15 protein-coding genes are annotated in these 12193 nt (G+C 43.8%); 11 read left to right on the top strand and 4 right to left on the bottom strand.

Going from position 1 to position 12193, the window contains the following annotated elements; translation table 11 throughout:
• Positions 1 to 49: 49 nt before the first annotated feature.
• Positions 50 to 973, top strand: coding sequence for a CysB family HTH-type transcriptional regulator (locus F941_RS05470; protein WP_005008730.1), 924 nt, complete (start codon positions 50 to 52; stop codon positions 971 to 973).
• Between the two features lie 111 nt (positions 974 to 1084).
• The gene (locus F941_RS05465) at positions 1085 to 2281 is read left to right on the top strand and encodes an OmpP1/FadL family transporter (protein ID WP_005008728.1); all 1197 of its coding nucleotides are present in this window, start codon (positions 1085 to 1087) and stop codon (positions 2279 to 2281) included.
• Positions 2282 to 2344: 63 nt separating this feature from the next.
• Here the strand turns inward: F941_RS05465 and carO are convergent, their stop codons facing one another.
• Complete coding sequence (gene carO / locus F941_RS05460; RefSeq protein ID WP_005008726.1) at positions 2345 to 3097, bottom strand: ornithine uptake porin CarO type 1; 753 nt, start codon at positions 3095 to 3097, stop codon at positions 2345 to 2347.
• Between the two features lie 312 nt (positions 3098 to 3409).
• On the opposite strand from carO, the gene dapD reads away from it, so the two are divergent.
• The 6 genes from dapD (at position 3410) to F941_RS05430 (ending at position 7385) form a co-directional block, all read left to right on the top strand.
• The gene (gene dapD, locus F941_RS05455) at positions 3410 to 4231 is read left to right on the top strand and encodes a 2,3,4,5-tetrahydropyridine-2,6-dicarboxylate N-succinyltransferase (RefSeq protein WP_005008724.1); all 822 of its coding nucleotides are present in this window, start codon (positions 3410 to 3412) and stop codon (positions 4229 to 4231) included.
• A gap of 96 nt (positions 4232 to 4327) precedes the next feature.
• The gene (gene queE, locus F941_RS05450) at positions 4328 to 5038 is read left to right on the top strand and encodes a 7-carboxy-7-deazaguanine synthase QueE (protein WP_018572467.1); all 711 of its coding nucleotides are present in this window, start codon (positions 4328 to 4330) and stop codon (positions 5036 to 5038) included.
• Positions 5039 to 5064: 26 nt separating this feature from the next.
• Positions 5065 to 5736 carry a 7-cyano-7-deazaguanine synthase QueC gene (gene queC / locus F941_RS05445; RefSeq protein WP_005008717.1) on the top strand — a complete coding sequence of 224 codons (672 nt, stop codon included), beginning with the start codon at positions 5065 to 5067 and terminating at the stop codon, positions 5734 to 5736.
• 13 nt (positions 5737 to 5749) lie between these two features.
• Positions 5750 to 6157: a hypothetical protein gene (locus F941_RS05440; RefSeq protein WP_005008715.1), complete on the top strand. Its 408-nt coding sequence runs from the start codon at positions 5750 to 5752 to the stop codon at positions 6155 to 6157.
• 66 nt (positions 6158 to 6223) lie between these two features.
• Complete coding sequence (locus F941_RS05435) at positions 6224 to 6919, top strand: Dph6-related ATP pyrophosphatase (RefSeq protein ID WP_005008712.1); 696 nt, start codon at positions 6224 to 6226, stop codon at positions 6917 to 6919.
• A gap of 10 nt (positions 6920 to 6929) precedes the next feature.
• Positions 6930 to 7385 (top strand): peroxiredoxin, encoded by a 456-nt coding sequence (locus F941_RS05430; protein ID WP_005008710.1) that lies wholly within the window; start codon positions 6930 to 6932, stop codon positions 7383 to 7385.
• A 35-nt stretch (positions 7386 to 7420) separates the two neighbouring features.
• Here F941_RS05430 and F941_RS05425 read toward each other — a convergent pair whose 3' ends face one another.
• Positions 7421 to 8023, bottom strand: coding sequence for a LysE/ArgO family amino acid transporter (locus F941_RS05425; RefSeq protein WP_005008700.1), 603 nt, complete (start codon positions 8021 to 8023; stop codon positions 7421 to 7423).
• A gap of 114 nt (positions 8024 to 8137) precedes the next feature.
• On the opposite strand from F941_RS05425, the gene F941_RS05420 reads away from it, so the two are divergent.
• A complete protein-coding gene (locus F941_RS05420) occupies positions 8138 to 9034 on the top strand; it encodes a LysR family transcriptional regulator ArgP (protein WP_005008698.1) in 897 nt (298 codons plus the stop codon).
• 47 nt (positions 9035 to 9081) lie between these two features.
• Here F941_RS05420 and F941_RS05415 read toward each other — a convergent pair whose 3' ends face one another.
• Complete coding sequence (locus F941_RS05415; protein WP_018572465.1) at positions 9082 to 9618, bottom strand: YceI family protein; 537 nt, start codon at positions 9616 to 9618, stop codon at positions 9082 to 9084.
• 109 nt (positions 9619 to 9727) lie between these two features.
• Positions 9728 to 10297: a nicotinate-nicotinamide nucleotide adenylyltransferase gene (locus F941_RS05410; protein ID WP_026253317.1), complete on the bottom strand. Its 570-nt coding sequence runs from the start codon at positions 10295 to 10297 to the stop codon at positions 9728 to 9730.
• Positions 10298 to 10402: 105 nt separating this feature from the next.
• On the opposite strand from F941_RS05410, the gene F941_RS05405 reads away from it, so the two are divergent.
• Both F941_RS05405 and F941_RS05400 read left to right on the top strand, forming a co-directional pair.
• Positions 10403 to 11203 (top strand): enoyl-CoA hydratase-related protein, encoded by an 801-nt coding sequence (locus tag F941_RS05405; protein WP_005008693.1) that lies wholly within the window; start codon positions 10403 to 10405, stop codon positions 11201 to 11203.
• Positions 11204 to 11309: 106 nt separating this feature from the next.
• Complete coding sequence (locus F941_RS05400; protein ID WP_005008692.1) at positions 11310 to 12065, top strand: nitroreductase family protein; 756 nt, start codon at positions 11310 to 11312, stop codon at positions 12063 to 12065.
• The last annotated feature ends 128 nt before the right edge of the window (positions 12066 to 12193 follow it).

The raw sequence follows: 12193 nt of genomic DNA, 5'->3' as shown, positions 1-12193 counted from the left end.
GCGTTATGATGGGGCATGGCGCCCCATCAATTTTGAGGTATGCAGAAACATGAATTTCCAACAATTAAGAATTATTAGAGAAACCGTTAGACAGAACTTTAATTTAACTGAAGCTTCCGCTGCGCTGTACACCTCTCAATCCGGTGTCAGCAAGCATATTAAAGATTTGGAAGATGAATTAGGGGTTCAGCTGTTTATCCGCAAAGGCAAGCGCCTATTGGGCTTAACTGAACCGGGGCAATCTTTGCTCGGCATTGTAGAACGCATGCTGGTGGATGCAGAAAATATTAAACGCCTCGCCGATGATTTTAATAAAGTGGATGAAGGCACATTGACCATTGCCACAACGCATACCCAAGCGCGCTATGTCTTGCCGCCGATCGTCAATAAATTTAAAAAAGAATTTCCGAAAGTGCATCTGATTTTGCAGCAGGCCAGCCCAGTTGAAATTACTGAAATGCTGCTTCAGGGTGAGGCGGATATTGGCATTGCCACCGAATCATTAACGGCTGAAGATAACTTGGCCAGTGTTCCTTTTTATACTTGGCAGCACAGCATTATCACCCCGCAAAACCACCCGCTGACCGCCAACAGCAACATTACCATTGAAGATTTATCTCATTATCCGATCATTACTTATCATGGCGGTTTCACGGGCCGTTCAAAAATTGATGAAGCCTTTGAAGAAGCCGGCTTTGATGTCGATATCGTGATGTCCGCTCTGGATGCCGATGTCATTAAAACCTATGTCGAGCTGAACATGGGCGTGGGCATTGTCAACAATGTCGCTTATGACGCGGAGCGCGACTACCGTTTAAAGCAAATCCCTACGGATATTTTTGGCGTAAACACAACTTGGATTGCAGTGCGCAAAGGTCATCTGCTTCGCGGCTACGGCTATGAGTTTATTTCACTGTGTTCCCCAGACGCTGATATTAAAGCACTGAAAAAAGTGGCTTATCCAGACGATTGACAGGAAATATTTTAAAAAGAAGAGGCTTAGGTCTCTTTTTTTATCGTAATTATTTGTAAACGCCTGCATAATAGCCACATAAAACAAGAAATAAACAGGCCAGTCATTTCAATGAAACCCGCAGCATATTTTGCATTTACGCCTCTATGTCTGGCCCTGCATACGCATGCAGCGGCTTTAGAACGTTCAGGGCAAAGCATTTTGCCCTTTCTTGAGCCTGGCAATTACACAGAATTCAGCTATGGCGCAGTTGAAGGCAATCTTAGCGGCGAAAATTCCAATAAAGAACAATTATCTCAGGCGCTGAAGGTGACTGACTTTTCAACCGGCAACTTAATTGAAGATTTTTTCTTTGTGCAAGGCGCTGTCAAATGGCAGCTGAATCCGCAAATATCCGCAGGACTGCTTTTTGACCAGCCCTATGGCATTAAACTCAACTATGACTATTCCCCTGAATCTATTCTTGGGCATGAACAGTTAGAAGCAATCAACATTCAGCTTAAATCACGGAATATCACCGCACTGATGGGCTATCAGCCCACTGAACGCTGGAACATTTATAGCGGTCTGGCTTATCAAAGTTTTGCCGGACATTTAAACCTTTTTGGACAAAGTTTTTATGTCTTCAATGGGTACAGCGTGGAACTGAAAAGCGATGATTCTGTTGGCTGGCTGACGGGCATCAGCTATCAAATTCCAGAAATCGCATTTCGCGCTAATCTTATATACCGTTCTGAAATCAATCATAAAAACCAGGCCGAGGAATCATTGCCGCTCTCCGGCAGTATTGTTTCCGATACAACCAAAATCACCACACCGCAATCCGTTAATCTTGATTTTATGAGCGCAGTCAGCATGCATAACTTAATTTACGGTTCGGTCAGATGGGTCGACTGGTCAGACTTTAAAATTAAGCCAAATGGCTTTAATCAGATCATTCAGCCTTATCTTGCATATCTGCCGGCATTGGCTGACTTTAACTTAATTGATTATCAATCGGATCAATGGTCTGCCAAAATTGGAATCGCGCAAAAACTCAATGAACGCACCTTCGCCAGTTTAGAAACAGTCTGGGACAGCGGAAGTGACAACCCGGCTTCAACCATTAATCCGGCCAATGGCTACCATGGGCTAGGCACCGGTTTTCGATATCAGTTCACGCCTAACAATTTTTTTTCTGGCGGCATCTATTATTTAAGATTTAGACCCTCTAAAGCGGATAACAACACGATCACGCTCAACTCAATTTCGACCTTAGACCACAAAGAAGCATGGGCATACGGCATAAAAATCGGACATTATTTCTAACCCATGCTTAAATAAAAAAACGGGCCGAAGCCCGTTTTTTTATTTAAAGTGAAAATCTAAAAATTACCAGTGGTAACTTACGCCCAGTTTACCCACAGGCATCCATTGGTATTTATCATCATTGGCAATTTCACGCGCTTCGTTATCAACAGCATCTTGAGCGCTTGTTGGGTTTCCTGTAACAGGATCCAAGTTATATTGAGTTAATTTCACAGATGGATTACCAGTGTAGTATGCGCCAACTTCACCAAATACTCCCCAGTTTTTATTAATTTTAGGCGCCCAGCCAAAACCTAAATACGGTGCAATATCATTTTTATATGACATTTGACCGCGTACACCGCCTTGTCCGTCTGCTACGCTAGCGACTTGATAATTTTTACCATCAATTGATAGTGTTTCGCCCGGATTAATACGTTTTTCCAGATCATAATCATTATCTAAATAAGCAACGCCCGCTGCTACATAAACACCCTGCGCCCAACGGTTAGCGCTCGCTCCCCAAGGACGGATTTCAGCGTTTAAATAAACGTTGTTGTTTTCCATATCCAAGTCGTATTTTGTTCCATTAACAGATACATCATCTGTCCAAGAAACATCGCCGCCATTGTAGCCCAGCGCTAAACCTACGTATGGGTTTGCAGTCCAAAGCAAAGCACCGCCATAACCTGTTGTACCAGCTTCCAGACGCGCCCCTGTCGGAATTAATTGGTTTTGATCAAATGCATAGCCATCATGAACAACTGATGAGTCTGCTGCTGCTGCGCCAGCTGCCGCCATAAGTGACGCTGCTAAAATTGTACGTAGAACTTTCATTGTGTTTCTCCTCAAATACAAACTTTTAGAAATTATTGATCATTTGCATGGTTCGCTTCGTCTTAGGGGAATATAAAGCAGTTATCGCTCATGGTTTATTCAAAAATTGCTTATTTTTTGTTATTTTTTGATACAATTCTAGCTGACTTGTTGATTATTAAAAATAATCCGTTCTATTTTTCAGCTGCATAAATAAATAACGCTGTTTTTCTCCTATTTTAATAATAAATTCCGATCTATCGTTTAATTTCCATCTATTTTTAACTCAATTTAGTGTAAAATCTTGGAAAATTTTTTTCTGGAAGGAAGATCATGTCTCAGCTTTCAACTATCATTGAACAAGCTTTTGAAGATCGTGCAAATTTCACTTCAGCAGACTGCCCTGCTGAAGTGCGTCAAGCAGTTGAGGAAGCAATTGCTGGCTTAGATAACGGCACATTGCGCGTTGCTGAAAAAATTGATGGCGACTGGGTTGTTCATCAATGGTTGAAAAAAGCAGTATTGTTATCTTTTAAAATTAACGACAACAAGCCTATCGAGTCATGTGACCTTCGCTTCTACGACAAAGTAGACACTAAATTCAACGGCTGGACTGAAGAACAGTTTAAAGCTGCCGGTGTACGCGTTGTGCCGCCAGCTGTTGCGCGCAAAGGTTCTTTCCAGGCGAAAGGCGTAATTTTAATGCCTTCTTATGTAAACATTGGCGCTTATGTTGATGAAGGCACAATGGTGGATACATGGGCGACTGTAGGTTCATGCGCTCAAATCGGTAAAAATGTACACTTGTCTGGCGGTGTAGGCATTGGCGGCGTACTTGAGCCGCTTCAAGCAAACCCGACAATCATTGAAGACAACTGCTTCATTGGCGCGCGTTCTGAAATTGTTGAAGGCGTAATCGTAGAAGAAGGTTCTGTGATTTCAATGGGCGTATTCATTGGCCAATCCACTAAGATTTTTGACCGCGCAACTGGCGAAATTCACTACGGCCGAGTTCCTGCCGGTTCTGTCGTTGTAGCGGGCAGCTTGCCTTCTAAATGCGGCACTTACAGCCTATACGCTGCAATTATCGTGAAAAAAGTGGACGCGCAAACACGTTCAAAAACAAGCTTAAACGACTTATTGCGCGACGACTGATTTCCGTCCAATTGATTTCGGAGTGAACACTCCTCATCTCTACGGCCAGCAATGACCGTAGAGATTTTATTTTTCTGCCTCTGGTTATTTTTTGTTATGAGCACTCTTCGATCTTCCGCTATTCCTGTTTCTGATCCGTCTGCGGGGCTGCGCATCACGGAGATTTTCTATTCATTGCAAGGTGAGGCCAATACCGCAGGCTTGCCGACTGTTTTTATCCGCTTAACGGGTTGCCCTTTACGCTGTACGTATTGCGACACGACCTACTCTTTTGAAGGCGGTGAACGCCAGTCATTAGACGACATCATTCAAACTGCGCTCGATTTTAAAACGCCTTTTATTTGCGTGACTGGCGGTGAGCCGCTGGCGCAGCCGAATGCCCTGCCGCTGATGCAGCGCTTGGCGGATTTAGGCTGTGAAGTCTCTTTAGAAACCAGCGGCGCCTTAGATGTGTCTAAAGTAGACCCGCGCGTCTCTAAAGTTTTAGATTTAAAAACACCGGCCTCTGGCGAATCTGCACGAAATTTGCTTTCAAATATTGATTATTTAACTGAGCACGATCAAATTAAGTTTGTGATTTGCAACCGTGAAGACTACGAATGGTCTAAACAGCAAGTCGAACAGCTTAAATTGAATGAAAAAGCCGGCACCATTTGGTTCTCTCCTGCATTTGCAGTCGAAAAAGGTGCTGTACGCTTGCCTCAGCTTGCGCGTGATCTTGCGCAATGGATTTTAGAAGACCATCTCCCTGTTCGTTTCCAGCTGCAGCTGCATAAATTGCTGTGGAACGATGAAACTGGTCGTTAAGTTTTATAGATTTTTTGGAGAAAAACATGCGTCCTCGCGCGATTGTACTGTTATCTGGCGGCTTAGACTCAACCACTTGCCTCGCTTGGGCTCAATCACAGTATGAATGCATTGCTCTGAGCTTTATGTATGGCCAGCGCTCTACCACGGAGCTGGATGCAGCCCGTGCATTAACTGCAAAAGCGGGTGTAGAGCACCGTGTGATCAATATTGATTTAGGCAACCTTGGCGGTTCTGCATTAACAGATCATACAATTGATGTGCCTGATCATGAACAGGAAGGCATTCCTGTAACTTATGTTCCAGCGCGTAACACAATTTTCCTGTCTTATGCTCTGGCTGCAGCCGAAGTGTTTGGCGCAGAAGCCATTGTCATTGGCATCAATGCTGTTGATTATTCGGGCTATCCTGACTGCCGCCCTGAATTTATTGAAGCTTTTGCCAACATGGCGCGCCTTGCCACAAAAGTAGGCGTAGAAGGAAAACCCCTTAAGTTTGAAACACCTTTGTTACATTTATCCAAAGCAAATATCATTCGCTTAGGTATAGAACATGGCGTAGACTACAGTCAAACGGTGTCTTGCTATCAAGCAGATGACCAAGGTCGTGCTTGCGGTACATGCGACAGCTGCCGTCTGCGTAAACAAGGTTTTGCAGATGCAGGCGTTGAAGATCCGACACGTTACATACCGAAATAACAAGGTAGGGTTTATGAAAATTTTAAAATCAAACATTATTCTTTCTGCTGCAGTTTCTGCCGCAGCGCTGTTTGCTTCAGCAGCTCATGCTGACAATGAAAAGCTTCAGCAGGCCTATAAGAGCACTAACGTAAAATCTGCGTTAATTAATGTTTGTAAAGAAGAAACAGGCAAAGGTAAAAAATTGTCTGCCGCTGAAGTCAGCAAATACTGCTCTTGCGCAGTAGAAGCTGACGGCCGTTTAACCAATGCTCAAAAATGGGAAATCCAAAGTACCATTAACCAAAAGAAAAGCCCTGCAACTTTAGCTTTTGTACAAAAGCAAAATAAAGATTTGCAAGCATGTTTTGGCCCTCAGTTAACTGGCAAATTAAAAACCTTAACTGAAGAAGCAATGAAATCTGCACAAGCCGGCAAATAATTTACTGCTGCTGTAAAAAAGCCTGCTTTGAGCAGGCTTTTTTATGGATTCAATTTAAGGAATGCTATGTCAAAATCGTGGCGAACACCCCTGAAAGGCCAAAAGTTCATTGCTTCATACAGCGGCGGCAAAGACAGCACATTAGCGCTGTATGCCGCACTGCAAACTGGTGAAGCGCTCGGGCTGATCATTATGCTTGAAGAGCAAGGCTTGCGCTCCCGCTCACATGCAATGCCCTTAGATATTATCTATGCGCAGGCGCAATCTATTGGACTGCCAATTTTCACTGCAAACGCCAACTGGCAAGATTATGAAGCTGAATTTTTAAAACTGCTGGGTAAAGCGCAAGATATGGGCGCCCAAACCTTAGTGACTGGCGATTTAGACCTGCCTGAACATGGGTGCTGGCATGAAAAAGTCGCCATGCAGGCTGGGCTGGAACTGCACATGCCGCTTTGGCAGCGGCCGCATTTAGAGGTTGTTCAGGAATTTATCCAGCATGGATTCCGCACCATCGTGACAACAGTCAATTTAACCCTTGGAATGACCGCAGATGATCTCGGGCAAACGCTAAACTTAGACTATATCCAAGCTTTGCAGCGCAGAGGCATTGATCCTTGCGGCGAAGGCGGTGAATTTCATACCACCGTACTGGATGGCCCTCTATTTAAAAACCCGATCGCTGTACGCCAAGGGAAAATTCTGTATCATGATAATTATGCATTCTTAACGCTTGAATTAGAACATCAGTCAATATTTTGAAGGAATCTGTATGTCGGACATTACTTTACCAAATCAGGCATTTCTTGCTACAGCAGGCGAAATCAACCTTGCTGAACTCCCAGCTGAATGGCTGATTGTGTATTTTTATCCCAAAGACTCAACCCCGGGCTGCACCACACAGGCTGTAGGCTTTTCATATTTAAAAGATCAATTTGATGCGTTGAATGCCACGATTATTGGCATTTCACGCGACTCTGTCAAAGCACATCAAAACTTTACAGAAAAGCAGAACCTGACCATTAATTTGATCAGTGATAAAGAAGAAGTGCTGTGCAATCATTTTGATGTGATTAAAGAAAAAAATATGTATGGCAAAAAAGTCATGGGCATTGAACGCTCAACGTTCATTTTCCACAACGGCAAACTGGTGAAGGAATACCGCAAAGTCAAAGCTGCTGGCCATGCAGAGCAAGTTTTAGAAGATATTAAAGCGCTGCAAGCCTAATATCTTCACACATTAAAGCCCGGTCTTCGGGCTTTTTATGCATTGAACAGCAATGAAACCGCAATTCCCCACATCACCAAGGCAATCATGCCATCCAGAAACTGCCATGCTTTCGGGTTTTCAAATACAGGAATCAAAACCCTCGCCCCATAGCCCAATGCGAAGAAAAACAGCCACGATGCAGAGATTGCACCCAGCGCAAAATAGGCTTGATCAGCAAACTGCGTCGAAATTGAACCCAATAGAATCACTGTATCCAAATACACATGCGGATTCAGCCACGTCAACGCCAGGCACATCAGCAAAGTTTGAGTCAAACTGCTGGCACTGTTTGCACTCAGCTGCATGACAGATGCAGATTTAAGCGCTTGTACAGCATGCTGAAAACCATACCAAAACAAAAAAAGCGCCCCGCCCCATTGAGCGAATTGAATAATTTGCGGATAGTGCAGCAATACCGCTGAAAAGCCTGCCACGCCCAAAAGAATAAGCAGAGAGTCTGAAAGTGCACATGCAAAGCACACCCAAAATACGTGCTGCCGCTTCAGCCCTTGCTTCAAAATAAAAGCGTTCTGCGCGCCAATGGCAATAATTAAGCTGAAGCCCACAGCCAGCCCTTGCAAATATGTATTCAGCATTGCGTTACCGCATCAAAAAAATTGATGCATTATCTATTCTTATGAACAAAATTAAGTATTATTTAATAAATATCAACTTAGCTAAATTTTATTAAGTTCACTGCGAGATCCATCATGCTCAATCATAAACAGTGCGACGCATTTCTTGCGGTTGCAGAAGCAGGAAGTTTTGACCTCGCCGCAGAAAGCCTCTGCATTACGGCCTCTGCGGTTACGCTGCGGATACAAAGTCTCGAAAAAACGCTGGGCCAAGTTCTGATTCTGCGTGAACGCCCCTGCAGAACAACGCAGGCCGGCCAGTCACTGCTTCACTATTTACAGCACAGCCGTTTGCTTGAACAAAATTTCATTCAAACACTCACTGGACAAACTGCTTCATTTCATCAGGTCAATATCGCTGCCAATGCAGATTCTCTGGCGACCTGGCTCTTGCCCTTGCTCAAGCCTGCTTTGATCGAACACAAAATTACCGTGCATTTTCACGTAGATGATCAATCTAAAACCCATCATTTGCTGGAAGCAGGCCTAGTCAATGCCTGTGTCACACAAGAATCTCAGGCAATGAAAGGCTGCATTGCTGAGTACCTAGGCAGCATGAGCTACCGCTTTGTTGCTGCGCCTGAATTTGCGCAGCAATGGTTTACTAAAGGAGTGAGCCGCGATGCGCTTCGCCATGCGCCGGCGCTGATTTTCAATGAGAAAGATCAGATGCATACCGCCACCATTCAGCAGCGGTTTGGACTCAATCCATCGCAATATCCGCATTATTTTATTCCATCTTCAAGCGCATTTTTCGATGCGGTCACAATGGGCCTAGGCTACGGATGGCTGCCGGATTATCAAGCTGAGCCGTATTTAAAAGAGCACAAATTAGTCGAGGTTGCACCTGAACTGCGTATAGAGCTTCCGCTTTTTTGGCATCACTGGAAGCAGCAGTCTGAAGTGCTGGAACAATTAAGCGGCTTGCTTCTGGCTGAGGCGGGCCTGATCATGAATAATCCGCTGTATTAAATTGCGGACAGCTGAGATGAATTGCCAGCGGCATTGAACAGCCAATGCTACTTTAACTGCCATTGGCCAGTCAGCTTAATATCGACCTTTTCCCCGACGCCGCCATAGGATCTTTTCATGCCGAAATCACTGCGGTTGATGTAGCCAACCGCATAAACATCCAGCAATTTAGAATTAGAAGCATTGGGTTTAAGCACTGCATCGAAAGTCACAGGCTTGGTGATGCCGCGTAAAGTCAATTCCCCTTGCACGTTAAAGCGGTCTGGATCCTGCGGTACAAATTCCGTGCTCTTAAACGTTACAGTTTTATATTGAGCGGAATTGAAAAAATCTTCTCCCATGATCATGGGTTTTAACGCAGGATGGTTGAACCTTAAACTATTGGCGGGCAAAATCACAATAACAGAGGCATTTTGCGGTGCATGAATATCAAAATACAGCCGATTTTGTGACTGATTGGAAACACCTTTTACTGCCGAAAGCCCCATTGCTTTAATAGCAAAGCTGATACTGCTCGAATCCGTCAATATCCAATTTTGTGCATGCAGCTGCGTTAGCAGGCTGGCCGCAGTTATCCCTGCCATTAGCCGCCGCATCAGTTTTATGACTTCCATTTCATGCTCCGTCTAACAGTATTCAGCCTGTTAGCCCTGTAATGCTTCACTCATCTACTCCAATCTAAAATACCGAACATCAGCTTAAATTGCTTTTATCGTCAGTCAAAAATTTGTGTTGCAATTGTAGATAAATCTCTGTTTCTTTAAATTTGTGTAAAAACTCGCTGGTGCCTAAAGGAAAGGCCGATTCCATAATTTCACCCCTGTAATAGGCTTCACGCACGGGCGTTGCGGACATTGACCCTTGCAGGCTGTCCAGCTCAACCATTTCCCATTCTGGAAAGAACTTTAAATAATATGAAGTATGATCTTTAAAATGCCCAATTAAGCCAATGCGGTCTTCTGGCTGGGTAATTTCAGCAACCAAAGATTTGACCAGTTTCTGCCACTTTTCATCGTTATAAACATCAATCACAGGCACAAATTTAATTCGCTGCTGATCCGCTTCAGAAAAGTTGGATAAGATCATTTGCATCCGCTCTTCTGCTGTGAACGGATTTTTGATATTGCGCTCATTCTGCGCAGAGCCCAGCGCTAAAATAACGTAATGGCTCTGCTGCAGCGCAATATGTATCGTTTGCATATGCGCTAAATGAAAAGGCTGAAAACGGCCAATGAATACCAAGTAATCAAATTTATAGTTCATAGCAAGATCATCGTTTTTTATGAACTCATGAGTTGCGCCGGCAAGCTGAAAATGCGACATAATGAGCCCATAAAACTTGAATTAATTGAAAGCAAGGATAGTACGATGACACTGAGCTGTATTCAACAACCTCATGAACATTTGAATGCGAATTTAGAAAATGGTGTGCTGACATTAGCCATTAACCGCCCTGAAGCAAAGAATGCTTTGTATACAGAGCTGTATTTAAAAATTGCACAGGCTTTAGATGAAGCGGATTTGGACAAGAGCGTTCGTGCTGTCATATTGCGTGGTGAAAATGCAGACTTTACTGCAGGCAATGACATGCAGGATTTCATGAAATCTGCAGCGCAAAAAGGCCAAGCTCCGGCATCTCAAGGCGCTCCGTTTATTTTGCTCAAATCTGCCGCAAAATTCTCTAAGCCGCTGATTGCCGCTGTACGCGGTGTGGCGATTGGTATTGGGGTAACAATCCTGCTGCATTGCGACTTGGTTTATAGCGACAGTACAGCCCTGTTCCAAATTCCATTTGTCAGCCTTGGCTTATCTCCAGAAGGCGCTTCAAGCAAATTGTTAGTTGAACAGGCAGGCTACCACAAAGCCGCTGAATTACTGCTGACTGCTCAGAAGTTTGACAGTGCAACGGCGGTTTCTGCAAACCTTGTCAACAGTATTGAAGATGATGTATATGCAGCGGCTGCCAAAAAAGCAGCGCAACTGTCTGCTTTGCCTTTAGCCTCTTTGGTGCAGTCTAAAGCGTTGATGAAGCACAATGTGAATGACATTGTGGCTTGGATTGATCATGAAGCTGAAATTTTCATGGATCGTGTCGGCTCTCCAGAAATGATGGAAGCCGTGGCTGCGTTTATGCAAAAACGCAAACCAGACTTTTCTCAGTTCAACTGACCTTTAATTGTTGAATGACTAAAAAAACCACTGTGTAATAATTAACACAGTGGTTTTTTTATTTTCAATCCCAACATATTTTAAAAACTCATTCGGAAAACTTCTTATGACAGACACTAATGATAAAAAGCGATACTTTGAGCCTGCGCCACAAGACATCGATGTCGAAAATTTTAAGAAAGTTATTCAAAGCCGCCGTTCAGTGCGCAAATTTACCAAGAAAGAAATTCCAGCTGAAGTGCTGGATGACTGTTTAGACTTGGCACTGCTTGCGCCAAACTCATCTAACTTGCAGCCTTGGACTTTTTATGTGGTGCAAAACCCGGCTAAGAAAAAACAGCTGGTCAAAGCCTGCTTAGGACAGCTTGCTGCAAAAACTGCGTCAGAACTGATCGTGTGTGTCGCGCGTACAGACCGCAATGATGAAATGGCAAAACGCAACATTACCGAGTTCCCTTTTCCTGAAGCACCTGCGGCTGTACAGAAATATTATAAGTTCATTCCTTATAACTATAAGACTGGTTACTTAAACGCACTTGGTAACTTTAAGAAAGTGGCTTTCAAAATTGCACGAAGCTTAGATAAGCAACTGCCTGTAACTGCATTTAATCAAGCCGATGCCAAACTTTGGGCCAGTAAAACCACAGCTTTAGCTTGTGAGAACCTAGTGCTAGCTTTACGGGCTTATGGTTTTGACAGCTGTATGATGGAAGGTTTTGATGAGCCTTTGGTGCGTAAACTGTTAAATCTGAATGATCAGCAATACCCTGTGATGGTGATTGGTGCCGGTGAGCGTGCGGAAGACGGTGTATTTTTTCCGCAGTACCGTTTTGACCGTGAGTTATTTATTCAGAAGGTTTAATATTGACTTTCTCAGTGGAATCTTTTCATTGAAGTTTTAATTTCAGGATTAACCTTCGGTTCGACCTACTTTTCTTTCGGGAAAAGTAGGCAAAACCATTATCATTCGCAAAACTCGTTCTATTCCGC

The sequence above is a fragment of the Acinetobacter bouvetii DSM 14964 = CIP 107468 genome, from assembly GCF_000368865.1.
Classification (GTDB): Bacteria; Pseudomonadota; Gammaproteobacteria; order Pseudomonadales; family Moraxellaceae; genus Acinetobacter; species Acinetobacter bouvetii.
This window is presented reverse-complemented; position numbering and strand designations above follow the sequence as displayed.

Bases quoted from the DNA above. Each gene is read 5' to 3' on its own strand.
- F941_RS05435 (WP_005008712.1), top strand. From the start codon at position 6,224: ATGTCAAAATCGTGGCGAACACCCCTGAAAGGCCAAAAGTTCATTGCT.
- F941_RS05400 (WP_005008692.1), top strand. From the start codon at position 11,310: ATGACAGACACTAATGATAAAAAGCGATACTTTGAGCCTGCGCCACAA.
- dapD (WP_005008724.1), top strand. From the start codon at position 3,410: ATGTCTCAGCTTTCAACTATCATTGAACAAGCTTTTGAAGATCGTGCA.
- queC (WP_005008717.1), top strand. From the start codon at position 5,065: ATGCGTCCTCGCGCGATTGTACTGTTATCTGGCGGCTTAGACTCAACC.
- F941_RS05440 (WP_005008715.1), top strand. From the start codon at position 5,750: ATGAAAATTTTAAAATCAAACATTATTCTTTCTGCTGCAGTTTCTGCC.
- queE (WP_018572467.1), top strand. From the start codon at position 4,328: ATGAGCACTCTTCGATCTTCCGCTATTCCTGTTTCTGATCCGTCTGCG.
- carO (WP_005008726.1), bottom strand. From the start codon at position 3,097: ATGAAAGTTCTACGTACAATTTTAGCAGCGTCACTTATGGCGGCAGCT.
- F941_RS05415 (WP_018572465.1), bottom strand. From the start codon at position 9,618: ATGGCAGGGATAACTGCGGCCAGCCTGCTAACGCAGCTGCATGCACAA.
- F941_RS05425 (WP_005008700.1), bottom strand. From the start codon at position 8,023: ATGCTGAATACATATTTGCAAGGGCTGGCTGTGGGCTTCAGCTTAATT.
- F941_RS05405 (WP_005008693.1), top strand. From the start codon at position 10,403: ATGACACTGAGCTGTATTCAACAACCTCATGAACATTTGAATGCGAAT.
- F941_RS05420 (WP_005008698.1), top strand. From the start codon at position 8,138: ATGCTCAATCATAAACAGTGCGACGCATTTCTTGCGGTTGCAGAAGCA.
- F941_RS05465 (WP_005008728.1), top strand. From the start codon at position 1,085: ATGAAACCCGCAGCATATTTTGCATTTACGCCTCTATGTCTGGCCCTG.
- F941_RS05430 (WP_005008710.1), top strand. From the start codon at position 6,930: ATGTCGGACATTACTTTACCAAATCAGGCATTTCTTGCTACAGCAGGC.
- F941_RS05410 (WP_026253317.1), bottom strand. From the start codon at position 10,297: ATGAACTATAAATTTGATTACTTGGTATTCATTGGCCGTTTTCAGCCT.
- F941_RS05470 (WP_005008730.1), top strand. From the start codon at position 50: ATGAATTTCCAACAATTAAGAATTATTAGAGAAACCGTTAGACAGAAC.